This is a genomic window from Reichenbachiella carrageenanivorans, from assembly GCF_025639805.1.
GTDB classification, from domain to species: Bacteria; Bacteroidota; Bacteroidia; order Cytophagales; family Cyclobacteriaceae; genus Reichenbachiella; species Reichenbachiella carrageenanivorans.
The window spans coordinates 3,002,380-3,025,568 of the sequence record NZ_CP106735.1; the positions used below are offsets into that span (position 1 = coordinate 3,002,380).

The following is a 23,189-nucleotide window of genomic DNA, read 5'->3' on the forward strand; positions in this document are numbered from 1 at the left end:
TAAATTTCAAAGGAGAAATTGTAATAGATATTTATGAACTACTGGCTAATCAAATCAGAACCTAATACTTACTCTTGGGACGATTTTGTGAAATTGGGACGAGATCATTGGGATGGTGTACGCAACTATGCAGCTCGAAAGCATATGCGAGAGATGGAAGAAGGCGATATGGCTTTGTTTTATCACAGCGTCAATGATAAGTGTGTGGTAGGTGTAGCCAAGGTGGTACGAGAGCATTACCCAGATCCTACGACCGACGATGACCGCTGGGTAGTCGTAGATCTAATGCCCGAATTCAAACTAGATAATCCTGTTACATTAGAGCAAATCAAAAATGATAGCCGCTTGTCTGAAATGGTGTTGGTCAATAACTCACGCCTTTCTGTACAGCCAGTCAAAAGAGAAGAATTTGATCTGATATTATCATTAGGTCAAAAATAACCGTATAGGGTAGAAGCAGGCTTGAAGGTTTGCACGGAGAGAAAAACAAATGAATAGAGCCACATATATAACGGTGTTATTGATCCTCGGACTTCAAACTTTGGCGCTAGGCCAAAAAAAGAAAAAGGATGCTGTGCAGGATACAACCGAACAAGAATCGTTCATTGTACAGCCTAAACGTATAGAGTTTGAAATAGGAAATAAAGATGAGGATTTTATAGTCATCTCTGCACAGGAAAAAGGGCTCCTAGTAGTAAAGCAAACAACTAACCGGACGGAGACGGGTTTTGTTTGGGAAATGTATTTGGTGGATAGTGCGTTGAGTGTGGTTTGGAATCGTGCTTTGTCTATCAATTATGGATCGGTATTTTTGGGTTACGACTATAGTGATCATGGTTTTTTCTTGCTTTTTGGCAAGTCTCAATACAAGCTCGATGATATGACTGTCTATCAAATGGGGCTGGCAGGCGAAGAAATATTGTCTTATAAAGTGAATTTGGCCTTGCCATTAGAACTAAGTCATTTCGAGGTGGTAGCCAATAGTTTGATTTTTGGAGGATATTCTAATATGCGTCCTGTTATCACAGTTATAGATCTGGACGACCCAAAACCCAAAGTAATGCCGGGTATTTACAATAACAACAGTAGCATCATTGATGTAAGAACGGATAAGAAAACCAACAATTTCACAGTGGTGATGAGTGAGCAAACACAAAGTAAACAAGTGACTGTGTCGCTAAAGACCTTTACCGAAAAGGGTGAAATTGTACATACAGAAACACTCGATACCGAGTATGAAAAAAGCCTAGTCGACGGTGTATCTACTAGTTTTGATAATGGTACCCAGTACGTGGCAGGTACATATTCAAAACGCAAGTCGGAGTATTCTAGGGGGCTGTATCTAGCCAAACTGAATTTGGGTAAGCAGGAGTTTATCAATTATTATGATTATGCTGAGTTAGGAAATTTCTTTTCCTATATGCGAGCCAAAAGAGAAAAAAGAGTAAAAGAAAAAATAGAAAGAAAGAAGGTGAAAGGGCAGAAAGCCAAGTTCAACTACAGGCTACTTATCAACGATATCATACAGAAGGATGATGAGTATGTTCTGATAGGGGAGGCTTATTATCCAAAATATTCCAGTTATGGTAATAATAACTTTTATAACCAGAATGGTTTTGGTGCTAGTAATGGTTTTGCCAACCCTAATTTCATTGGCTATAAATATACCCACGCAGTAGTGGTGGGCTTTAGTAAAAAAGGAGAGTTGCTTTGGGATAATAGCTTTGAAATCAACGACTTACTGAGTTATTCACTTAAAGAAAATGTGCAAATCAGCGTGGAGGATGAACGAATTGTTTTACTCTATGTATATGAAAATGTCATTCGTTCTAAAATCATTCAAAATGATGAGATTTTGGAAGGTAAAAGTTTTGACCCTATTGAGTTACATTTTAAATCTGATGAAATCAGAGAAAATGACAAAGAAATGGAAGGGTTGGAGAAGTGGTATGAAGGTAATTTTTATGCCTATGGTATTCAGCATATCAAAAACCTGAAAGACAAAGATGTAAAATTAAATCGTCGCGTTTTCTATATCAATAAGGTGCAATATCAATAATCTGAAATCTTCTCATAGAAATACTTTTATATGTGAATGGCTAATTTCTATATTTGCATAATCAAAGACACATGCAAAAGAGACTCCTTCTTAATAGCCAACACCTCAGTATCACCATCTCTCGTCTTTGCTATCAATTAATTGAAAATCATAATCAGTTTGAAAATACCGTATTGCTAGGTTTGCAGCCCAAGGGTATTTATGTGGCAGAGCGTATCAAAGCGAAGTTGGAAGAGGTGATCAAGAAACCCATTTCATTAGGATATTTGGATATCACTTTCTACCGAGATGATTTTCGTAGACGGGAAGAGCCATTGGCTCCTAACGAAACCAAGGTGCCTTTTATTATCGAAGATAAGCATGTGGTTCTGATCGATGATGTATTGTATACTGGTCGGTCGGTAAAGTCTGCCATGGATGCCATGGGAGCCTTTGGAAGGCCTGCTAAAGTAGAATTTTTAGCTTTGATAGATCGTGCCTATAGTCGCGATATTCCTGTGGAAGCTACTTATATTGGTAAGCAGGTCAATACTGTGCTGTCGCAAAAAGTCCTTGTAGAGCTTACTGAGCAAGGCAAGAAAGAAGATAAAATTTGGTTGATAGATAATTCGAAGAAATGAGTCAGTTGAGTAGCAAACATTTATTGGGTATCAAGGATCTTACACCTGATGATATCCAGTTGATTTTTGAAACAGCGGACAATTTCAAGGATGTGATCAATAGGCCGATCAAGAAAGTACCTTCGCTCAGAGATATTACCATCGCCAATGTTTTTTTTGAAAATTCTACAAGAACCAAACTTTCGTTTGAACTAGCAGAGAAGAGATTGTCCGCTGATGTGATCAATTTTTCCTCTTCGGGTAGTTCTGTCAAGAAAGGGGAGACTCTACTGGATACAGTAAACAATATCCTAGCGATGAAAGTGGATATGATCGTGATGAGACACTCTTCTCCAGGAGCACCGCATTTCCTCTCCAAGCATATCGATGCCAACATTGTGAATGCAGGAGATGGTACGCATGAGCACCCTACACAGGCTTTACTTGATGCGTTCTCGATGAGAGAAAAACTAGGAGATTTGGCAGGAAAGAAGATTGCTATCATTGGTGATATTATTCATTCCAGAGTAGCACTGTCCAATGTGTTTGCACTACAAAAAATGGGTGCAGAAGTGATGATATGTGGTCCAGCTACGCTGGTGCCTAAATACATTACATCGCTTGGTGTGCAAGTGGTGACTGATGTGTTTGAGGCTTTGCAATGGTGCGATGTAGCCAATATTCTTCGTATTCAATTGGAAAGGCAACATATCAAATATTTTCCATCTTTGAGAGAATACTCGCTCTACTTCGGAGTCAATAAACAAATGCTCGATCGCTTAGATAAAGAAATTGTAATTATGCACCCAGGGCCTATCAATAGAGGAGTAGAGATTACTAGTGATGTGGCAGATTCTCAGCATTCCATTATTCTCAATCAGGTCGAAAACGGAGTGGCTATACGTATGGCTGTATTGTATCTCCTCGCAGGAGCCAATAGATAAAAAAAGCTCTGAGGTTAGTCAGAGCTTTCGTGGTCAATAATAAGTTCTATTTTTATTTCTCTTCTATTTGACTGAGTCCATTTCTAATCAAAAACTCACCATAGAGCATTTTGAAATCTTCTACCTCTGGCGCTTGTTCTAGAATCCCTTCATATTGAGTAATGGCATCTAGAATAAGACCATTGTCTTCGAAGTACGAAGCAAGTACCAATTTGCCTAATGGCGTATCACTAGCTACTTCCGTTTTTAATTGTGATAAAGTGCCATTGATTTCGGTGATTTGCTCGTCAGAAAGTCGTTCTATGCCATAGTCTGGTGAAAACAAATCAGAGTTGTCTTTTACCTTAATATTGACAATCACCAGTTCTTCGTTGGCTAGATTCTCATCGTTCAAGTTGATCTGGATGTAAGGCTTAGTAGTTTCTGCTGTGATCAATTCTTCGTCAAAAATATTTTTCACGGTTACAATATAATAGGCGTCTTCTCCCACACTATTCCAACGGATAACAGCTGCTGGGTTTAGTACGCTTACCGAGTTTGGAAGCATAGCTGAAATAGCAGTGCTGCTCGATCTTTCTACTGCACCAGTAGCCTTCATGTTGGCTCTGTAATTAGAATTGGTATTTACGCCGTCATCATTGATTTTTTGAAGTACATAGTTTGCATACTTATTGGCTACAGATGTTTTAGCATTGGCTAGTTGAGTTTCCAGATCTACAATTTTAGTTACACCTGCCGTTCTTAGTTCTATGGTCTTGCCTGTTCTGTGCATCAATCCGATATAGGCCCCGTTCGAAGCTATGATTTCATCGTTTTGCATTAAGGTAAGACCTGGACGAAGAAATACTTCTTGTCCATTATCGGCTTTGTGTACTTTATTTGCGCCCTTGTTTGCCAAAACTCGAAATACATAGTTTTTAGACGTTTGTGCAAGCCCGAAGTGGCATATGGCGATAAAAAATACGGTAACAATGGCTCTCATAAACTTATAGTTTAACGATTTTAAGGAATAAAGTTATTGGTTGTTGAATATAGCGCAGTCTGTATTCAAAAGTATAGAATTTTCAATAAAAAAGGCCATACCGCTTTTGGTATGGCCTTGAATCTTAAAATCCTATTTTCTTATAGCAATCCATTCTTAATTAAGAAATCGTCGTATATTGTTTTGAAATCTTCTACTTCAGGAGAAGCCTTCAATGCTTTTTCGTATTGCGTCATGGCATCCAAGAGTAAGTTGTTTTCTTCGTAGAATGAAGCAAAGATCAAATTGTTTAGAGGGCTGTCGTCAGTGATTTCTGATTTTAATGCTTCTAGGTTTTCATTGATAGAAGCAGCATCGTCGGCAGACATTCTTTTGATACCGTAGTCTCCAGACTTGAGTTCAGCATTGTCTTTTACTTTTACGTTCAAGATCACTAGTCTCTCATTAGCCAATTGGTCGTCTTCGAAGTTGATGCTCAAGCTAGTATCAGTAGTTTCAGCGCTATAAATTTCTTCATCGAAGATGTTTTTGATGCTTATTACATATGAGGGGTTTTCTACCTGATCGGCTCCTTCCCATCTGATGATAGCTTCAGGATTCAATATATCTACTGAGCTAGGTAGTAATACGTTTAGAGAAGAACTGCTTGTTGCACGTTCTACAGCTCCAGTAGCCTTCATGTTTCGTCTGTAATTTGAACTAAGGTCTCCACCGTCATCACTCATTTTGTTCATTACAAATTGAGCGTATTTGTTGGCTACACTAGATTGATTGCTTGCAAGTTTAGTTTCAAGATCCGTGATTTTCGTTACGCCAGGGTTTCTTACCTCAATAGTTCTACCTGTTTTGTGCATCAATCCAATGTATGCACCTGATGCAGCTATTAGCTCATCACCAGACATTAATGTGGCTCCCGTTTTTAACGGAATGGTTTCGCCAGTTTGTCCCTTTTTTACCTGATTGGCTCCTTTGCTTGCCAATACTCTAAAAACAAAACTTTGTCCGTAGCTGGTATTGACTAGAAAGAATATCAGAAGAGAAGATGTTATGAATAATTTAGTTCTCATGATATATAGATTTATAGATTACAAATTTACAATTTCTTTAATTCGCGCAATTCGTTTCTGCCTTCTTTTGTAAACAGGTTAACAAATACGCCAAAGAATACTTCGAGCGCATCTCCAGCAATAAGGACTGCAAAAATGGTCCATGTCACATCTACTTTTAAATTGAAGTAGATGAATATAACCAAGCTAAGCGTAAATATTGCTGCTGCTTCGATCAACTGTATTAGTTTAGTCAATCCATCGTACCATTTGGGTACTACTTTATAGATGACAGTAAACAATACAATATTCAAATACAATATAATAAGTGCCAGTATGTAAGCATAATTCTCTCCCCATGCATTGATATAGTCTTCAGACATAATCATTGAAAATACATTGGCATGAACTACGCCTCCAAACATATCGGCATGCGTTTTGCCGACGTAATTTTTGTTGAGCGGTGTAAAATACACATCATCATTAGTTTTTCTATCTCCAAGTTCACTTCCAAGAAAACAGAAAATAACCGCCTTGCCTTCGATTAGGTCTGGAGCAAATTCCATTCCTAAAACTTGATACCAATCCAAAGCGAAGTAAGCAATTGGCGATTGTGTAGCTCCATAATCGAAGATGCTTCCTCGATAGTTAATGGTTTCCACATCATTACCACGCTCCAAAAATCGTTCCACTTTTTCAGGAGCCATATATTGGGCTATTTTTACAGCAAATGCCAGTTGTTCCTGACCATTTACTTTTTCTCTTACAGCAAACTCACGACACATTTTAAGGTCATCCTGATCTGCTGCGCCTGTGATGAAGTTGACAAATGCAGTTTCTCCATAGTCGAATAGAGGAGGGTAAGACACTTCTAAAGTATCAAAGTCGTCATCATCGTCTAGGTTCACTAATTTGCTATACATGACTAGGTTTTCTACTCGAGAAAAGGCATCGGCCAATTTTAGATCGCCAAGCGTGTCTTCTTTAGGGTTTCTAAAAAGCATATCCATGCCGATTACCTTTGGGTTGGCAGCATTGATGATATTAACCATTTCAGCTATGCCTGCCCGGTCAAGGTCTCCAATGTTTACTAGCACCAAATCCTCTTCACCCATGGGATCTTCTCGCAATTGGGAAAACACAATGTCCGTACTTTCCATATCGGCAAATACTTCTCCAATAGGGTCAAATACATCAAAGACTTTGAAGGCAATTACTTGATTAATGATAAAGGCGAGTAGGAGGATGAAAAAAAATGCATATATGGTCTCAAGCCAGAATTTTTTGAACATGTCAGTTTGTTATGATTAGTAAGAGTTATCTTTTGAATTTATGATTTAGATAATTGGTAGCCCCTTTCTCTTTCAAAAATAAAGCTATATTAATCTTGAATTAATTCAATTATTAATCGACCAACCTATCCAAATTATCTATAAACATAGGAAATCCAAGTATAAGAATTATTCCGATTCTTAAATTTTTGATAATTAGTAAACGGCTATGTTTTGATTGTTATCTTTATTTTTCACACAGACCTAATGAATGAAACGATTCGACCTTGATTATTACCTCAATGGCTTGAAAGCTGAAAATACAGTAGTATTGGCGCAAGCAATCACATTGATAGAAAGTAAAAGAAGATCTGATCAGGATTTAGGTGATTTGATACTCACAGAAATACTCAAAGAGGCAGAACCCTCTATTAGAATAGGAATTACGGGGACTCCAGGTGTAGGCAAATCGAGTTTTATTGAAGGATTTGGAAGTTTCTTAATTAGTCAAGGTAAAAAAGTGGCTGTGTTAGCTATTGACCCAAGTAGCCAGCGTACGGGAGGAAGTATCTTAGGTGATAAGACCCGAATGGAAATGCTGAGCAAGAATCCGAAGGCCTATATTCGCCCTTCGGCCTCTGGGAGTGCGCTGGGCGGTGTCAACAACCGTACGCGTGAATCGATATTGCTTTGTGAAGCAGCTGGGTTTGATGCCATTATTGTGGAGACGGTAGGTGTAGGTCAATCCGAAACGTTAGTAAATAATATGGTAGATTTCTTTTTGCTGATGATACAGCCGGGGTCAGGCGATGATCTGCAAGGCATCAAAAAAGGAATCATGGAAATGGCGAATGGTATCGTGATCAACAAAGCTGATGGCGATCAGGCCAAACTGGCCAAACGATCTAAAACAGACTTGCTAAGTGCACTTCATCTTTTTGCGATAAGTGATTCGGGCTGGCAGACGCAAGTTGAACTATGTTCCGCACTAGAGCATAAAGGGTTTGATAAGGTGTGGTCGATGATTTCTTCGTTTGAAAAGCAAATGAAAGGCAATGGATTATTTGCTCAAAATAGGTGTAGCCAAAATGTGACTTGGTTTGAGGATCGTGTAAATTTAGGGTTGTTGCAAGTACTCACCAGTCAGCCTGAATTGACTCGGCTACACCAGCAACTCAAATATAAAGTGCAGGAAAATGAGTGTTCGGTGTCTCAGGCAACAGCTGAGTTATTGGCACTGGCTAGACAACTGCTCGCTTAGCAAGAGTCAAATCTGCAAATTCGAAGGCCGTTTTGACTTCCTCACCAGATTTTAGTTTGTGTTCATAAGTATGAACGATGGTTTCATTGACCGTTATACTTATAGGTGTATTGAATATAGGGCCATCAAAAGCATAGGAATGAAATTCACCATTTTCACCACAAGGGTCTACTTGTGTGTCGAAAGCTTCGAGCATGGCTTGACTATACGTTTTGCCACAGATACTTTCAGGGAAAAGTGATTGCTTGGCGCAGCAAATTAGGGTTTTAAAATTTTGGTCTAGAAAATAATTAGCCAAGTCTTTAGTTTCTTTTTTCCATAAAGGATAGATACCTATGAGGCCATTGTCATGCAATAGTTGATCGCGGTAAGCTTTGAGGTCTTCTAAAAAAATATCACCAAACCCTATGTGATGAATTCCTTGTGATTTCAGATTTGAATAATACTGATTCAATGCCTTTTCATAGTTGGCATTGGTTGAGGCTGGCTCGATCGAGATGAAGTGAATGGGCAGTCCGATAGATTCCGCTTGAGCGCGAATGAGCTCTTGAGATACACCATGCATGGATACCCGGCCTGTTTCGCTAGAGATGGCTGTGTGTAGTTCTACGATTTCGTATTGCTCGTCGTTCATCAGCTGATGTAGCATCATGCTCGAATCTTTGCCGCCACTCCAACTGATAGCGATTGGTGTTTGGGTCATTTTTTATTGATATAATCGATAGAGTAAGTAGCGTCGTTTAAGCTGATTTTGGTCACGCTACCATAATCTATTTTGATAGTGAAGGTGTCTTTGAGAGATAAGTTGAGCACATGAGACAGAATGGCTCGGATGGGGCCAGCATGTGTGATGATCCCTGTGCAGGTTCTGTTTTGTGAAATAATGCCTTTGAAAATCTCTACCACTCGGGATTTAAGTTGTTCGTAGGATTCTCCTTTGGGAGGGCCTTGCGTCACGTATTTTTCCATCCAGAGGTTTAGAGCAGACTGTGGGATGCTCTTCCATTTTTTCATTTCCCAATCACCAAAGTTCAGCTCCATGAGTCGGTTCTCTTGTTGTACGGTAGTTTCAAATGTGTTGGCCAGCTGTGTGCATCTTTTCAGCGGACTGGAAAATATGTAATCAAAAGGCTTGTCTATGTTTTGATGAACTTGTTGGCTCTCAGATTCAAACTGAGCCGTAAGAGCAAGGTCGCTTTGTCCATAACAGACGCCAGGTTCAATTTTAGGCGTGGTATGTCTGATTAAATATATTTCCATAATATCAATATCGTCAAATAAATAGCTATCTCGGAGGTTTGCTGCACAGTACCTAGGCAATCGCCTGTATAGCCACCAATCCATTTTTTGAAGTAGCGAGACAAATACAATTTAACTAAAATAAGTACAGGAATGACTGACAAGAAATATAGATTTTGGAAATAGATCATTGGTGCAAGCCCAATGATAAGCGCCATCACAAAACTGCTGGTTTTCATCTGCTTGGCGACGGGTTTGGCCTTGGCGTCTTCATTGTCGCGGGCATATTCGTCGGTAAATATCATGTAGACGGCATTGGCTCGGCTGATGCTGTGCGCAGCAAATAGCACCATAGCGTTTTCGATCAGAGTGAGCGTGCGGCTCAGCTCCCACAGCAGGAGAAATTTAAAAATAATTATGAGTAGCATACCCAATGCGCCGTATGCACCTATGGCTGAGTCTTTCATGATTTTTAGAATCTTCTCTTTGGTCCAGCCACCGCCAAATCCGTCGCACACATCGGCAAATCCATCCTCGTGAAACGCTCCTGTGAGCAGGATGCTAGCGATCATAGACAAGACCACAGCAATACTTGTGGGCACGAAATGAGCTGCTCCAAAGTAAACGAGGCAAGCAAATCCGCCTACTACCCAGCCGATCAGCGGAAAGTATTTGGTGGCCTTGTTGAGCATGTCGGCCGAATGATCGACCCATTTAGGGCAGGGGATGCGGGTGTAAAACATAACCGCAGTCAGGAAGATGGACCATTCTCTTTTCATTACTTAATCTTTGTTGGATACGCCAGCGCTTTCGAAGCTAGCCATTTTGTTGATAAAATCTACGCTCGATTGTAAGAGCGGATAGGCCAATGCACAGCCTGTGCCTTCACCCAGCCGAAGATTCATTTTGAGAAGAGGATCAGCATCAATAAACTCCAACATCTGCTGGTGTCCAGATTCATCAGACTGATGACAAAAGATTGCATAATGTTGGATGTTGGGTTCGAGGGTCTGTGCGCACAGGTAGGCAGATGTGGAGATAAATCCATCTACCAACACGACCATGCCCAAAGCGGCAGCTTGCAGCATAGCACCTATCATCATGGTGATTTCAAAGCCACCTACCGCTTGCAATAAGGCAGCGGTGTCAGCTAGATGAGCATGTTTTTGTTGGACTTGCTTGAGTATGTCTAGTTTTTTTTGCCAGCCATCATCGTCTACACCAGTGCCACGTCCCACACATTTTTCTATTGGGATTTGGCAGATGTGACTCATGATCAGGCTTGCCGCCGAGGTGTTGCCGATGCCCATCTCACCAAAGCCGATGATGTTAGACCCTTTGGATTGAATGTCCCTTACGATTTCTGCTCCTTTGTTGATGGCATTGGTTAGCTGTTCTTTGCTCATGGCATTTTCTACAAGCGCATTGCCTGTGCCCATTGCTATTTTGGCATGGATCAGGTTTGGGCTATCGCCAAAATCGAAATTGACACCTGCATCCACGATGCTCAAGTCGATGCCTTGCTGCTCGCTGAATACATTGATGGCCGCTCCACCACCCAAAAAATTGAGCACCATCTGGTGAGTCACTTCTTGCGGATAGGCGCTTACGCCTTCTTTGGCCAGCCCGTGATCTGCGGCGAATACCACGATCGAGGGCTTCGTGAGTACGGGAGTCAAAGTCTGCTGAATCTGACAAATTTGTTTGGCTAGGCTTTCGAGCTGACCGAGTGCGCCCAGGGGCTTGGTTTTGAAGTTGATTTTGTGTGCAATCGCATCGTCTAGTTCGGTAGTAGGTTTAGGGATATCGTATGTAGTCATTATTTCAATTTTATAGGAAGACCAGATACCATGAAATAGGCAGTATTGGCAGCTTGAGCTATGTGCTGATTGATCCAGCCTTGCACTTCTACAAAATCGCGCCCGATCTGGGTGTCGCCATGCAAGCCCATGCCGATTTCGTTGGAGATGAAAATCAAGTGTCCTGAGTAGTTTAAAAGCTTGTTGAATTCGGCTTTGGCTAATGCCAATGCTTCGTTGCGATTCGACTTGGTTTTTGAGAAGAAATTGGAGAGCCAAAGGGTGACACAGTCGATCACGACTATGCGGTCTGAGGGCAAAACACTACTCAGGTCGAATTGCTCTTCGATATTGGTCCAGCGCTCGTCGCGCTCAGCTTGATGCCTTTTGATGCGCTCTTCGAAGTTGCTGTCGTGGGCTTTGGCTGTAGCCAGATAGATCGGGTGATCCGATAGCTCCAATGCCATGCACTGCGCATAGCTGGACTTGCCTGATCGCTCGCCGCCTGAGATGTAGGTGATCATATCGTTTGATTTTTTATTGCAAAATAAAAAGCAAGCTACTAATCCCAACAGGAATAGTAGCTCGAAATAGTTTGTTTAGTTGAAAGCGGCACTATTGGGGCCTATTCCAACTTCAAATTCGTCTAGTTTAGAACCATCAGCATTGTATCGTGCCATTTGACCTGCCGAAGAAAAATCTGGAGCTACAAATACGAGAAAATCATCTGTGGAAGGATCTATAGAAAAACCGTACATAGCCACCTCAATCACTCTGGTGATTTTCTTGGTGTCTTCAGTGGCGTCGGTGGGCAAAGTATAGATACCGTCATGGTACTTGAAGTAGAGCTGCGTGCTGGCTTGATTGATTTGAATGCTGCTTGCGCCGTACGATTTTTCACTCATGGCTAAAGAGAACTCGACTTCATCGTCTGTGTTGATTTTACTTAGGCTAGCTGCAGTTGAGTTTTCTAAATCTATACTCCAGTCTGCGTTGTATGCCGTGCTGCCAGACGAAGCTACCCAGATATTGCCCTTGTTGTCTGCTACTAGACTGTTTGGGTTGTCTCCTACAGTAATAGCACCCGTTTTCTCATCGGTATGGGTATCTATGATTGCTATGGTATTGTCATAGCCCCATCCGCCACTGTTTGCTGCATAGACTTTAGTGCCTACAAGGATCATTCGATTGGTGCCTTGTCCCACACTGATCGATTTTGTGATCTTGTTTGTACTCAGATCCAATACTTGGATGGTGCCTGACACGCCATCTGCACCCCAGTCAGATATATAAGCTTTGTTTTCATTGATACCTAAAAAATACCGAGGAGAAGCAATTCCATCTTCGGTATCTATAGTGGCCGTGTTGGTGTAGAGATCTTCCTCAAGCAGGCTAATCACCTCTACTTTTGCTGAGTTTTGTACGACGATGTATCCCTTGTCGTTGAATACCGCCATAGACTGCGCCTGATCTCCTAGAGGTTTTTCGTTGTTGGTGTCATAAAAAAGATCATTGGTGACTTTTTCAGTTTCTTTGTCAAAGTAGGAGAGGCTGGCATTTGCATTCCCAAAAGCACCTTCATTGACGATGAAAAAACCATCAGTTCCAGGTAATACGTTCGGCGAAGGGTTGTCGTCCGAACAAGAAGTCCATAAAATGGCTGATAACAAGATCAGCGAAAGCGACTTTAGTACATTAAATTTCATACTTACTTGTGTTATTTGAATTGATAGGTAATTGTTAATTTATAATTTCTTCCAGGCATGGGGTAGGCACTTCGGTTTTCGTAGGCCATATCCCATATATTGCTGACCTGCGCTATTGCAGAAAGGTCATGATTTTGGTTTTTCCACACCAGATATTTGAAGGTGAGATCACCTACTTGATATTTATCAAGGGCAAACCGTTCGCTGTTGTTGTCGTCGGTGTATTGCTTGCTGGTAAGCCTGTGGGTGTATTGAATTAGATATTTTTTGGCCTGATAGCCCAATGTTCCGTTGAATTGATGCACGGGTGTGTAGGGTAGCTGAAGACGATCGAATGAAATTGGAAACTTGCCTTCTGCGGGCTCCTTGGTCGCTTTTAGATAGTTGTACCCGTAGTTGAAATGAATTTTTTGTTGATTTGGAATTTCTAATTCAAAGTGACCTCGATACTCCAATCCGAAAGACCAAATCTCATTGACATTGATAGGAGTCCATCCAGAAGCCGAGATAGGTCTCCATTGAATCCAGTTAGAAATATTGTTGTAAAAAAGTGTAAGATCAGTCGTATGCATGCCATGCGATCCGAGTTTTGATTTTATCAAGCCGCCAATATCTAGGCTATGTCCATTTTCAGGCAATAAGTCAGGGTTGCCATGACTGTTGCCATGCCAATACAAATCATTGAAGGTGGGTAGTCTAAAGCTTTTAGCCCACTTGATTCGGAGTTGAGTATTAGCGTTGACATTGTATAAACCATTGATAGAGTATGAGATAGGGGTAGTGTCTGTGCCATCCAGTGTTTCTCCTACCGAAAGTCCAATATTGAGTTGGTCTGAAATCTCGAATGTGTTGGTTAATGAAAGCGAGGTCATTTGTCTGGAAGGTTTATTTGAGCCGTAGCTACTTGTTTCAGCTTGAGCAGCGTTGAAATTGATGGCTGATTCCAGATTCCAAAAAGGGAGCACTTCAGTATTGAATAGTATTTCTGAAATGGTGGAAAAAGAGTTGTTTTTGGATGGAGAATCAAATCCGTTGTTGTAATCGAGGTCATACCAAAAAGCGCCCGTTTTTATACTTAAAAAGCTTTTTTTACTGGCATATTCATACTTCAATGTAGCGCGGTGAAATTGGTCTGTTTGAACAGCCAAAGACCCTCCTCCAGCGGAGACTGGCCCTGGTATTTCTACTGCATTATCTTGAAACCAGTACTTGAAAGAAAGTATTTTGTTGGATCTGAACTGCCATGAAGATTCGGCAAGAACACCCCATTTATCAAAGCCTGCATTGGCCAGTGATTCGTTTTTTTGAGTATATCGGTTGAAATAAGGATAGTCATTGTCGGCTACTTGTTTGAATACTCTGATTTTAGAGAAATACTTGTCATTGGACGATTCTAGATTTATCCCGAGTAGTTTAGATCCAAAACTTCCGATTTGGCTGTTTAGTTGGATGCCTATGGGTTTGTGCTCAAATGTGGGTTTCGAAGAATTGATGTTGATAGAGCCTCCCATGGTTCCAGACCCGTTTATTGAACTGCTGCCTCCGTATTGTAAGGTGACATCATCGATAAATGTAGCAGGGAGTAAGTTTAAATCTGCACTACCATTCATGATGCTCTGCAGATTGTACCCATCCCAGAGGAGCGCGGAATGACTGCTGCCCGTACCCCTAAATGAGGGAGTGGCTAGCCCTGATTGACCATAGGATCTAATGTTGATTCCGGCATGTGCGGTGAGCACTTCGGCTAGTGTATAGCCAGGATTAAGCGCCAGCTGGGTCTTGTCTATAGTCTCTAGCTTGTCACCTTTTATGTTTTTCACCAGGCGTCCTTCCATTATTTGGACCTCCCGCAAAACAATGGTGGTATCAGTCTGAGCCATTGCCTCAACCGCGCCAAATAAACCAATAAAACAGACAGAAATAAAACGTCTAAACATCTTTGATAACTTATGTTATCAAAACCTCTTAGGACTGGTAAATGATGAGTAAATCCCGAAACACCATGAACTTCAATCCCCGAAAGCTCTGAATAATTAAGTTATTGGCAGGTCTCCTGGCTCTTCGAGATTTTTTTGATCGGCCTTCCCATGCGTGTGACGGCACAGTGGCTGTGGTGGATCAAAAATGACAACCCTTAAGGTCGTCCTCGAATTACAGTTGCGGGAACAGCTTCGGACTTTGCGCTAAGCGCCTCACCGAATTCCCTTTTAATTCCTGAGGATCCAATTCCTTAGGAAACCAATAATTGCCGCAAAGCTAGAGAATTAATCGAGGATCAAAAACAATTGGTAGAAACTAAATTTTCTGGAACCGAAAGCACCATGATTGTGCGTATTCGGGAAGAGTCATGTGTGAGAGCTGAATTAGAAGAAGATGTATCTTCTATTCCTGAAAATCTAGTACTTCTGAGTATGAGATAAAACTCAAATGATTAGCCTTACGCCTCCCATCTCTTCGATGCGATAAGGGAAACGGTCTCCTGGCGACCCTATAAACATGAAGTTGATCGGGATATTCCATTTGGACGACAGTTTTTTGATGAGTGTAGGTCCAAATTCGTCATGAATTTGAATGAATTCGATTTTGATTTCGGGATATTCTCGGTCAAGTACGTCTATATCTCTAAGGAATTCAGCGGGTAGGTTTTCCCCTTTATCCAAAACGGATACCACTTTCAAAGTACGTGTGTGCTCATTTTGTTTGATGTAGAGCATCACTTTGTTGAGCGTGGCTACGTCATCGTCTTTGGTGAAGTAGACAAACTTTTGAGAGTTGATTTTGTCTATACTTCTGTGAATGCCGCGATGTGCCGAACCGACTAAGTTTTCTATCGGCTTGAAAATGTATTTGATGATGTTGAGCAATAGCCGGAGTAGAAAAATTCTATTGAGCATGATGCCTACGATCAGTATCGTCGGGATGAAATACTCGAAGAATACCGTAAGGTAAGACGGGTTCATGATGGCATTGCCTATCGCTGCAGCGATCACCATACCTATGGCTACCAATAAGCCCAGCCAGGTGGAGTGCTCAGGTCGAGGTAAGTTTTTCCGTCTCACTTTCAGTAGGATATTGCCAATGCCAAAGAGTATCATTACTGACAAGAAGGCAATCGTATACACACCTGCTAAGGCTCCTAAATCACCCTGAGTGATAAAGAGAATGGATGTGCATAGTAGAAAAAACATAATGGAAATTCTGTATGTACTCCCTTTTTTGTTCCTTTTGAGTAAGAAGGGAGGCAGTATTCGGTCTAGCGTCATTCGCTCGGTAAGTCCGCCCACTCCAATAAACGAGGTAAGCACGGCACCGCTCAATACCAAAGCAGCATCCGTGGAGATGAGTACAGAGAGCCAGCCTCCTCCAGCTACGTTCCCCATGTGCGAAAGCAGGGCTTCCTGGTGTTCGGCTATCTCACCCATAGGGATGATTGCCAAGGCCATAAAAGCCATAAGAGGATTGAATACACTCACCACGATCCACATATTTCGTAATGTTTTTCTGAATACGCCTTCTCCTTGCTCCTCTACAAAATTGGCAGAGCTCTCGAATCCGGAAATCCCCAACATAGCGGCGCAAAATCCAAAAAATAAGGCGTTGATCAACCCTTCCTCGGTGGGTAGGGCATGATTGGCTTGGAATACTGACAAGCCGTTGTTGAACAAATACCAACCGCAGAAAGAGGACAAAAGGATTAGCGAAGTGAGGTGAAATAGAAAGATAACCACGGCGACTTTAGAAGACTCACCGATACCCATAATGGTAATGCCCATAAATAGCGCTAGCAAAATCACGGTAGCGATGACCACAGGCCAAGCCTCCCACAACTCATGTACATAGTGCATGGCTTCTGAGGCAGAGATCACAGCCGTAGCCATGTAGGAGAGGATGGTGAGTGTAGCGGCCAGCGAAGCTACAGATTTGCTGGTAGTGTTGAGTAGGGCATTGTAAGCACCTCCATTGAGCGGAAGTGCACCCACTACTTCTCCATATATTTTGCGAAACAGGAATAATACTGCGCCTACTGTAAGTAATGAAATCCAAGCGTATTGTCCAGCATATACAATAGTGAGGGCTGAAACATAGAGACAAGAGGAGCTGATGTCATTGCCACAAATGGCGGTAGCTGGCAATTCGTTTAGTTTTTTGGGAGTTGGTTTCACGGTGTTTGGATTGCTTTGAATGAAAGATAGCAGATATAGAAACCTTAGCAAAGGTTGATGAGCCTATATTTTTGATTATTCAAAGGGAGCAAATGGTTGTTTGACCAGAAGGAATGTAGTGATTCATTATACCTTTCGTAATATTTTCAACTTTTATGCAACTATTATTAGATACTGTACATCTACTAATTGTGAAACCGTAAGGTTTATGATACGTCTAGTTAGGATACATTACAAAAAAACCAAAGATCAAAACTTACACCATGGGACTATTAGGGCTGTTTAAAAAAGAAAAAAAAGGCAAAAAGGCTGCGCAATGTAGCGTATGTAAAGCACACATGGAACGAAACGAAGGCTATGCACTGACTACCACTCAAGTGATCACGAGCAAAACCTATTGGGATCATAAAATGGTAGAGCCAGAAACGATGTCTTATACCACCCAGCACTTCAAAGACAAAGACGAAAACGCGACTAAGATGCGAGGCATTATTTTCGAGAAGACGGCGGAGAAAGATCATACTTGGATCACCTGCGATACTTGTATCAAGCATTTTGATGTAGATCATGCAGAAACGCAGAGCCTGGCTGGCGAATGGTGGAATGCTGAAAATGGTCACAAAATACCCAATACTGGCAAAGCCATAGATCATTTGCCTGGCGAGGCATATGAGTCTATCAAACAATATGCAACTATGGAAGCTGGTGCTTCTTTGATTAGATTGTAAGCTTAGAATTTTATTTTTCTAAAAGGATAGGTGTTTATTTGTGTGATGAATAAACACCTATCCTTTTTTTTATGTCTGGCTTTTTTTAGTGCTTGTACCAGTAGCTCCAAGACTGAGACGACTGTCGCATCAGGTCAGATTTCGGAGATCAAGCAAGCTGAGCGTTTTCAGATTAGCTATGCGCATGGCGTGAAGGTAATCACCATAGACAAGCCATGGCAGGGTAGCAAAAAGCCTATTCAGTATGTGCTATATAAGGATTCTGTGCCTTCCGTTTTTCAGTCAGATGATTCATATATCAAAATCAAAACTCCTGTCAAAAGTATTGTTTCTAATCTGACCACCCAATTGGCACTGATGGAAGATCTAGGAGTGGCTGATCGGCTGATTGGCTTTGCGCAAACGCAGTTTATTTATTCCCCTTCGATTCTTGAAAAAGTGAAAAGTGGTGAAGTGAAAGAAGTAGGGCCAGATGGTAGTTTGGATATCGAAAGTATTCTAAATCTCAACCCTGATATTGTATTGGCATTCAATGCCAGTGCTGAAAACAGGCAATTACAAAAACTGGAAGAATTAGGTCTGAAAATAGTAATGAATGCGGGCTATATGGAAACCTCTTTACTTGGAAGGTTTGAGTGGATCAAGTTGTTGGGGCACCTTACGGGTACTGAAAGTTTAGCTAATGATATTTTTGATAAAAAAGCCTTGATTTATGATTCGTTGGTACAGTTGGTGAAAGGTATGCCTCAGCCTACTGTGATCACGGGTACTTTGTATGGTGGCACGTGGTTTATGCCAGCAGGTGATAACTATGGTGCTAATATTGTGACAGCCGCTGGTGGTGACTACCTCTGGAAAGAAGATAAAAATGCGGGCTGGTTGAGCATGGATTTTGAATCCGTCTACGAGCGTGGGTACAATGCCGACTATTGGATCGGCGTGGCTAGTTATACCTCGTTGGATCAGCTGAAGGCCGCAGATGAGCGTTATGCTGAATTCGAGGCGTTCAAAAATGGGCGAGTATATTCTTACATGGCGCGTGTAAACGAGCAGGGCGCCAATGATTATTTTGAGTCTGGCAATGTGAACCCAGAGAAGCTATTGGCCGATCATATCAAGATTATGCACCCAGAGTTATTACCCGATTATGAGCTCTATTATTACATGAAATTGGAATAGCCTCTTCATATACTTTAATTTCGCTCCCTAACTGTACGAATTTCCATTGAATAAACCCCTGATAATACTTCTCATTGTTTTTGTTTTCGCATTCTTGTTGGATGTGATGTTTGGGTCTGTGTTGATACCTGTGGGAGCCCTGTGGGACATTTTTAGGGGCGAGCCTGTGGCTCATCCAGCCTGGGAAGCTATTGTATTCAACTATCGATTGCCCAGAGCCATCGCTGGCGTGTTGGCAGGGAGTGGTCTAGGCCTAAGTGGCCTTTATATGCAGACTTTTTTTAGGAATCCACTGGCAGGGCCTTATGTACTTGGTATCAGTGCTGGTGCAAGTCTCGGAGTCGCTTTGGTGGTCTTTGGTGAGTCTATATGGTTGCTGTTTGGGTGGCAGTTTATGTCGGGGCTGTCCATGGCTTTAGGTGCTATTGTGGGATCGTTTTTGGTGTTTGCAGTTGTTTTGTTTTTCTCTTCCAAAGTACGAGACAATACTTCATTACTTATCATTGGGCTTATGTTTAGTAGTGCTACCAGTGCTATTGTGAGCATCTTGCAGTTTTTCAGTAACCCCGAAGACGTACAGTCTTATCTCATCTGGACTTTTGGAGATTTGGGTAGTGTCACCGTCAGTGAGTTGCAGGTATTAGTGCCACTCATTGTGTTGGGCTGGGTTGGGTCAGTCTTTTTGATCAAACCCCTCAATATTTTTCTTTTGGGAAACCAATATGCCAAAAATGCAGGTTTGAATATGACTTTGGCCAAATACAGTGTGATCAGTATTACGGCGCTTTTGTCTGGTACCATCACGGCCTACTGTGGGCCTATTGCTTTTGTAGGATTGGCCACACCGCACGTCGCACGGATGATCTTGGATACCTCAGATCATCGTCTGTTGATCCCGTTTGTAGGATTTCTAGGTGCCATTATTTTAATGCTTTGTGATGTCATTTCGCGTATGCCAGGTTTCTCTCATTCGCTTCCGCTTAATGCGATCACGTCGATATTGGGAGGGCCATTGGTGATTTGGCTCATTGTGAAACGAGGAAACATTTCTAAAAGCTTCTGATGACTTCACTCCATATCAACGACCTCAGTGTAGGCTACGCTACCAAAACCATAGCGAAGGATATTAACTTGACGCTCGGCGGAGGCAAGCTGGTCTGTTTGCTTGGGCAAAACGGAGTGGGGAAGTCCACACTTCTACGGACGCTTTCCAATCTGCAAGCGCCCCTTTCGGGGAATATTCACTTAGGAGAAAAAGACATTGAAAGTCTAGATAGGCGAGAACTAGCTACCAAATTAGGGATCATTACTACGGAGAAAATAGGAATGTCTAATATGACCGTGCGTGAGTTGGTAGCCTTGGGACGCTATCCATATACCAATTGGATCGGGCAGGAATCAGAAGAGGACACGCAGAAGATAGAAGAGGCTATCTCACGCTGTAGGATCAACTATATAGAACAGTCTAAACTCGCTGCGATCAGCGATGGGCAGTTTCAGAAGGCTATGGTGGCGCGCGTATTAGCACAGGATACAGACATCATTTTGATGGACGAGCCCACAGCTCATCTTGATGTCGTCAACCGGGTAGAGATGTTTCAATTGCTACAGGCCATCAAAAACGAGACAGGCAAATCTATTTTGATTTCTACGCACGAGTTGGATCTATCCATGCAGTTTGCCGATGAATTGTGGTTGATGAATTTTAACGCTCCGATCCTTACTGGTACACCTGAGGATTTGGGTTTGTCGGGAGAGATTGAAAAGGTGTTTTTTCATGAAGAATTTATATTGGACAGCCGTACTGGACAGGTGAAATTGAAACTCCAGCCTGAGAAGGAATACCATGTAGTGGGCGAAGAAAAACCTGCACAATGGGTGCAAAAAGCCTTGGAACGGAAAGGTTATGGCCTGAGTATAGATGGAGAGGTCATTGTTGTTGAGACAAAAGCACAAAGGCTTCATTGGAAAGTGGGAGCAATGGAAGGACATACTATTGCTCATTTGCTAGAGGTACTTGAGCAATCAAACTATAGAGATAAGTAATGAATCAAATACGAACCATTAGAGAAGAAGAAATAGTGCTGGCCAAGCATCTGCTGACTTTGGCTGGAAAGAACCCAGAGGAATTTATTTTTCCTGCGAAAGTGGATGATTATGAAGGAGGTGTGATGGGGAGTATCAATTTTACGCTTGGCGATTCTGGGGATTACGCTGGAGATATCATTCAGGTAGAATACACCGATCAAGATCGTATCCGAGTGGTCATCACATTGACACAAAATAGTAAAGGGGAATTGCTGGATATGGATTTTTGGAAAGAGAATTTCACCAAGCTGCTACAATATCCAAAACCCGATCAGGTCAGTATCAACACTAGGGGGATATAGATTCCTAAAGTGTTAGACGGGCAAACCCCTTAGGCCGACTTTCGTTTCTTTCTTTACTTTCTTACTTTTAGAAAGTGTCAAAAAACTTCAAAATATAAAGTTATGATCAAGCTAAAGGATATAGATAAATACGTCGATTCCAAGTTTCAGCGCTCATTTATTCTCAAGGGTATCGATCTTGAAGTAAAGGAAGGAGAGTTTGTGAGCATCATGGGGCCGTCAGGTTCTGGTAAGTCTACTTTGCTCAACGTCATTGGCATGCTCGATAGACCGTCGGCGGGAGAGTATTACTTTCGCGACGAACCAGTGCACAAATTCAACGAAAGAAAAACTTCAAACCTTCACAAAGAATACATTGGGTTTGTATTTCAGGCCTATCATCTCATAGATGAGTTGAACGTGTATGAAAACATAGAAACGCCACTGCTTTACCGTGGAGTTAAGAGCAAAGAGAGAGCCGCCTTGGTGGCCGAAATGCTCGACAAGTTTAGGATAGTGGCTAAGAAAGATTTGTTTCCCGAGCAGCTTTCAGGTGGGCAACAGCAGTTGGTAGGTATAGCTAGAGCATTGATAGGAAGACCCAAACTGCTACTTGCCGATGAGCCCACGGGCAATTTGCATTCTGAGCAAGGGGAAGAAATTATGCAGCTTTTCAAAAAACTAAATGATGAGGGCATGACGATTATTCAAGTGACACATGCTGAAAAGTGTGCCGAATATGGTTCGAGAATTGTTCGGCTCGAAGATGGCGCCATCATTAGTGATGGAAAATAGATGAAGCAAACAAACACAAAAAAACCGAAGTCACTCGCTTCGGTTTTTTTGTGCCTGATTGGGTCTGCCATGCTAGCTTGCCTATATTTGATTTTGTACGAAAAAAGGAGAACATTGAAAAAATATTCCATGATTAAGGAAGGAAAAATCAAGAAGATTATTAGTTGTGTAGCCTTGTGTAGCATGGTGTATTTTCAGGCTCAGGGACAAATGCCAGAGGAGGATCAGAAGCAGTTTGATGAAGCAATGAGCTGGATCGAAACAAATTTGGAGTATGTTTATCAAAACCCCTCTACTGGACAATGGTGGCATAATAAGTTTTTTTACAACCCTAAAAATGGTGAAATCAACATCAAAAATTCCAGTTCGGACGTACCTAATGCTACAGACAAGGAAGTGTATTTCGATCGAGTGGTGAGTCTTAGGGAACTGGATTTGACTTCGGTACATATAGAAGAGGTCAAAGAAAACAAAGGCCGTGTGGTGAAAGGAAAAGTGCTGCATATAGATGCCATTGGCAAAGCGCAGCGTATTCAGAAATTGTACAATGGCAAGCCTTCTTTTAAAGAGTTTTTTTTACAAATTCCGATTCCTAAATCCAATGCTGATTTTATTGCGCAAGCAGAAGACTGTAAGCGCCATTTTGAGACAGTGATCAGGCTGTCAGCCGAGGTATACCCTAAAACTGACTCGTTACAAAATACGGATGCTATTTTTGATCTTATGCCTGGCAAATACAACGGAACAGATCAGAGTACTTGCGAGATAGAAGTTTTATTTCCGTACACGATGGAATTAAGGTTTTTTCGGAAAGATCAGTTGTACAAAAAAAGTGTCATTACTTACGACAAGACCAATCATCATTTTGTGTATTGGATGGTTAATGTGGCTGGGAGTAGCCATTTTGATCTCAATTTGAGTTATGAAAGTCAAATAACCTTGGAAGCCAATACGCAGAGTTATACACTTGCTATGCCCAATAGCAATTACTTTTCGATCAGAGATGAAGGGACAACGATCAGCTATCATCGGGCTGATTTTTAATTAGG

Annotated in this window: 23 protein-coding genes and 1 riboswitch; of the genes, 12 read left to right on the forward strand and 11 right to left on the reverse strand. The window is 41.7% G+C overall.

Annotated features, from left to right (window positions below; genetic code table 11):
* Positions 1-33 precede the first annotated feature (33 nt).
* The 4 genes from N7E81_RS11960 to N7E81_RS11975 all read left to right on the forward strand — a co-directional run bounded on the left by N7E81_RS11960 (position 34) and on the right by N7E81_RS11975 (position 3,602).
* A complete protein-coding gene (locus N7E81_RS11960; RefSeq protein ID WP_263049818.1) occupies positions 34-441 on the forward strand; it encodes an EVE domain-containing protein in 408 nt (135 codons plus the stop codon).
* A 49-nt stretch (positions 442-490) separates the two neighbouring features.
* Positions 491-2,059: a hypothetical protein gene (locus N7E81_RS11965; protein ID WP_263049819.1), complete on the forward strand. Its 1,569-nt coding sequence runs from the start codon at positions 491-493 to the stop codon at positions 2,057-2,059.
* A 71-nt stretch (positions 2,060-2,130) separates the two neighbouring features.
* Positions 2,131-2,679: a bifunctional pyr operon transcriptional regulator/uracil phosphoribosyltransferase PyrR gene (pyrR, locus tag N7E81_RS11970; RefSeq protein WP_263049820.1), complete on the forward strand. Its 549-nt coding sequence runs from the start codon at positions 2,131-2,133 to the stop codon at positions 2,677-2,679.
* Positions 2,676-3,602: an aspartate carbamoyltransferase catalytic subunit gene (locus N7E81_RS11975; RefSeq protein ID WP_263049821.1), complete on the forward strand. Its 927-nt coding sequence runs from the start codon at positions 2,676-2,678 to the stop codon at positions 3,600-3,602. The genes pyrR and N7E81_RS11975 overlap by 4 nt, the downstream gene beginning before the upstream one ends.
* 52 nt (positions 3,603-3,654) lie before the next feature.
* Here the strand turns inward: N7E81_RS11975 and N7E81_RS11980 are convergent, their stop codons facing one another.
* The 3 genes from N7E81_RS11980 to N7E81_RS11990 all read right to left on the reverse strand — a co-directional run bounded on the left by N7E81_RS11980 (position 3,655) and on the right by N7E81_RS11990 (position 6,922).
* The gene (locus tag N7E81_RS11980) at positions 3,655-4,584 is read right to left on the reverse strand and encodes a hypothetical protein (RefSeq protein WP_263049822.1); all 930 of its coding nucleotides are present in this window, start codon (positions 4,582-4,584) and stop codon (positions 3,655-3,657) included.
* A gap of 140 nt (positions 4,585-4,724) precedes the next feature.
* Positions 4,725-5,651 carry a hypothetical protein gene (locus tag N7E81_RS11985; protein WP_263049823.1) on the reverse strand — a complete coding sequence of 309 codons (927 nt, stop codon included), beginning with the start codon at positions 5,649-5,651 and terminating at the stop codon, positions 4,725-4,727.
* 26 nt (positions 5,652-5,677) lie between these two features.
* Positions 5,678-6,922: a CHASE2 domain-containing protein gene (locus N7E81_RS11990; protein WP_263049824.1), complete on the reverse strand. Its 1,245-nt coding sequence runs from the start codon at positions 6,920-6,922 to the stop codon at positions 5,678-5,680.
* 250 nt (positions 6,923-7,172) lie between these two features.
* Between N7E81_RS11990 and meaB the strand changes: the two genes are divergently transcribed.
* Positions 7,173-8,162, forward strand: a complete 990-nt coding sequence (meaB, locus tag N7E81_RS11995; protein WP_263049825.1) for a methylmalonyl Co-A mutase-associated GTPase MeaB — start codon at positions 7,173-7,175, stop codon at positions 8,160-8,162.
* Here the strand turns inward: meaB and N7E81_RS12000 are convergent.
* The 8 genes from N7E81_RS12000 to N7E81_RS12035 form a co-directional block, all read right to left on the reverse strand.
* Positions 8,143-8,865, reverse strand: a complete 723-nt coding sequence (locus N7E81_RS12000) for a Dph6-related ATP pyrophosphatase (RefSeq protein ID WP_263049826.1) — start codon at positions 8,863-8,865, stop codon at positions 8,143-8,145. The genes meaB and N7E81_RS12000 overlap by 20 nt on opposite strands.
* Positions 8,862-9,422, reverse strand: coding sequence for an alpha-ribazole phosphatase (gene cobC, locus N7E81_RS12005; RefSeq protein WP_263049827.1), 561 nt, complete (start codon positions 9,420-9,422; stop codon positions 8,862-8,864). Before cobC ends, N7E81_RS12000 begins: the two co-directional genes overlap by 4 nt.
* Positions 9,407-10,180, reverse strand: a complete 774-nt coding sequence (locus N7E81_RS12010; RefSeq protein ID WP_263049828.1) for an adenosylcobinamide-GDP ribazoletransferase — start codon at positions 10,178-10,180, stop codon at positions 9,407-9,409. The genes cobC and N7E81_RS12010 overlap by 16 nt, the downstream gene beginning before the upstream one ends.
* A 3-nt stretch (positions 10,181-10,183) precedes the next feature.
* A complete protein-coding gene (gene cobT / locus N7E81_RS12015) occupies positions 10,184-11,221 on the reverse strand; it encodes a nicotinate-nucleotide--dimethylbenzimidazole phosphoribosyltransferase (RefSeq protein ID WP_263049829.1) in 1,038 nt (345 codons plus the stop codon).
* Positions 11,221-11,724, reverse strand: a complete 504-nt coding sequence (locus N7E81_RS12020) for a bifunctional adenosylcobinamide kinase/adenosylcobinamide-phosphate guanylyltransferase (protein WP_263049830.1) — start codon at positions 11,722-11,724, stop codon at positions 11,221-11,223. The genes cobT and N7E81_RS12020 overlap by 1 nt, the downstream gene beginning before the upstream one ends.
* A gap of 75 nt (positions 11,725-11,799) precedes the next feature.
* Positions 11,800-12,906 (reverse strand): YncE family protein, encoded by a 1,107-nt coding sequence (locus N7E81_RS12025; RefSeq protein ID WP_263049831.1) that lies wholly within the window; start codon positions 12,904-12,906, stop codon positions 11,800-11,802.
* A gap of 11 nt (positions 12,907-12,917) precedes the next feature.
* Positions 12,918-14,741, reverse strand: a complete 1,824-nt coding sequence (locus N7E81_RS12030) for a TonB-dependent receptor plug domain-containing protein (protein WP_263049832.1) — start codon at positions 14,739-14,741, stop codon at positions 12,918-12,920.
* Between the two features lie 191 nt (positions 14,742-14,932).
* Positions 14,933-15,164: riboswitch (cobalamin riboswitch) on the reverse strand.
* 165 nt (positions 15,165-15,329) lie between these two features.
* Entirely contained in the window at positions 15,330-17,069 is a 1,740-nt protein-coding gene (locus N7E81_RS12035) for an APC family permease (protein WP_263049833.1), read from the reverse strand.
* 263 nt (positions 17,070-17,332) lie between these two features.
* Here N7E81_RS12035 and N7E81_RS12040 point away from each other — a divergent pair, with 263 nt between their 5' ends.
* From N7E81_RS12040 to N7E81_RS12070, 7 genes are all read left to right on the forward strand, one after another.
* Positions 17,333-17,797, forward strand: a complete 465-nt coding sequence (locus tag N7E81_RS12040; RefSeq protein ID WP_263049834.1) for a hypothetical protein — start codon at positions 17,333-17,335, stop codon at positions 17,795-17,797.
* A gap of 45 nt (positions 17,798-17,842) precedes the next feature.
* On the forward strand, positions 17,843-18,976 hold the full coding sequence (locus N7E81_RS12045; RefSeq protein ID WP_263049835.1) for an ABC transporter substrate-binding protein: 1,134 nt from the start codon (positions 17,843-17,845) through the stop codon (positions 18,974-18,976).
* 46 nt (positions 18,977-19,022) lie between these two features.
* Positions 19,023-20,039, forward strand: a complete 1,017-nt coding sequence (locus N7E81_RS12050) for an iron ABC transporter permease (protein WP_263049836.1) — start codon at positions 19,023-19,025, stop codon at positions 20,037-20,039.
* Complete coding sequence (locus N7E81_RS12055; RefSeq protein WP_263049837.1) at positions 20,039-21,022, forward strand: ABC transporter ATP-binding protein; 984 nt, start codon at positions 20,039-20,041, stop codon at positions 21,020-21,022. The genes N7E81_RS12050 and N7E81_RS12055 overlap by 1 nt, the downstream gene beginning before the upstream one ends.
* Positions 21,022-21,366, forward strand: coding sequence for a DUF6984 family protein (locus tag N7E81_RS12060; RefSeq protein ID WP_263049838.1), 345 nt, complete (start codon positions 21,022-21,024; stop codon positions 21,364-21,366). The genes N7E81_RS12055 and N7E81_RS12060 overlap by 1 nt, the downstream gene beginning before the upstream one ends.
* A gap of 102 nt (positions 21,367-21,468) precedes the next feature.
* Positions 21,469-22,140: an ABC transporter ATP-binding protein gene (locus N7E81_RS12065; RefSeq protein ID WP_263049839.1), complete on the forward strand. Its 672-nt coding sequence runs from the start codon at positions 21,469-21,471 to the stop codon at positions 22,138-22,140.
* Between the two features lie 129 nt (positions 22,141-22,269).
* Complete coding sequence (locus N7E81_RS12070) at positions 22,270-23,184, forward strand: hypothetical protein (RefSeq protein WP_263049840.1); 915 nt, start codon at positions 22,270-22,272, stop codon at positions 23,182-23,184.
* Positions 23,185-23,189 lie beyond the last annotated feature (5 nt).

Coding starts and splice junctions, on each gene's coding strand:
- N7E81_RS12060 (WP_263049838.1), top strand. CDS start 21,022: ATGAATCAAATACGAACCATTAGAGAAGAAGAAATAGTGCTGGCCAAG.
- N7E81_RS11960 (WP_263049818.1), top strand. CDS start 34: ATGAACTACTGGCTAATCAAATCAGAACCTAATACTTACTCTTGGGAC.
- meaB (WP_263049825.1), top strand. CDS start 7,173: ATGAAACGATTCGACCTTGATTATTACCTCAATGGCTTGAAAGCTGAA.
- N7E81_RS12025 (WP_263049831.1), bottom strand. CDS start 12,906: ATGAAATTTAATGTACTAAAGTCGCTTTCGCTGATCTTGTTATCAGCC.
- N7E81_RS12000 (WP_263049826.1), bottom strand. CDS start 8,865: ATGACCCAAACACCAATCGCTATCAGTTGGAGTGGCGGCAAAGATTCG.
- N7E81_RS12010 (WP_263049828.1), bottom strand. CDS start 10,180: ATGAAAAGAGAATGGTCCATCTTCCTGACTGCGGTTATGTTTTACACC.
- N7E81_RS12040 (WP_263049834.1), top strand. CDS start 17,333: ATGGGACTATTAGGGCTGTTTAAAAAAGAAAAAAAAGGCAAAAAGGCT.
- N7E81_RS11985 (WP_263049823.1), bottom strand. CDS start 5,651: ATGAGAACTAAATTATTCATAACATCTTCTCTTCTGATATTCTTTCTA.
- pyrR (WP_263049820.1), top strand. CDS start 2,131: ATGCAAAAGAGACTCCTTCTTAATAGCCAACACCTCAGTATCACCATC.
- N7E81_RS11975 (WP_263049821.1), top strand. CDS start 2,676: ATGAGTCAGTTGAGTAGCAAACATTTATTGGGTATCAAGGATCTTACA.
- N7E81_RS12065 (WP_263049839.1), top strand. CDS start 21,469: ATGATCAAGCTAAAGGATATAGATAAATACGTCGATTCCAAGTTTCAG.
- N7E81_RS12020 (WP_263049830.1), bottom strand. CDS start 11,724: ATGATCACCTACATCTCAGGCGGCGAGCGATCAGGCAAGTCCAGCTAT.
- N7E81_RS11990 (WP_263049824.1), bottom strand. CDS start 6,922: ATGTTCAAAAAATTCTGGCTTGAGACCATATATGCATTTTTTTTCATC.
- N7E81_RS12045 (WP_263049835.1), top strand. CDS start 17,843: ATGAATAAACACCTATCCTTTTTTTTATGTCTGGCTTTTTTTAGTGCT.
- cobT (WP_263049829.1), bottom strand. CDS start 11,221: ATGACTACATACGATATCCCTAAACCTACTACCGAACTAGACGATGCG.
- N7E81_RS11965 (WP_263049819.1), top strand. CDS start 491: ATGAATAGAGCCACATATATAACGGTGTTATTGATCCTCGGACTTCAA.
- N7E81_RS11980 (WP_263049822.1), bottom strand. CDS start 4,584: ATGAGAGCCATTGTTACCGTATTTTTTATCGCCATATGCCACTTCGGG.
- N7E81_RS12030 (WP_263049832.1), bottom strand. CDS start 14,741: ATGGAAGGACGCCTGGTGAAAAACATAAAAGGTGACAAGCTAGAGACT.
- N7E81_RS12070 (WP_263049840.1), top strand. CDS start 22,270: ATGATTAAGGAAGGAAAAATCAAGAAGATTATTAGTTGTGTAGCCTTG.
- cobC (WP_263049827.1), bottom strand. CDS start 9,422: ATGGAAATATATTTAATCAGACATACCACGCCTAAAATTGAACCTGGC.
- N7E81_RS12055 (WP_263049837.1), top strand. CDS start 20,039: ATGACTTCACTCCATATCAACGACCTCAGTGTAGGCTACGCTACCAAA.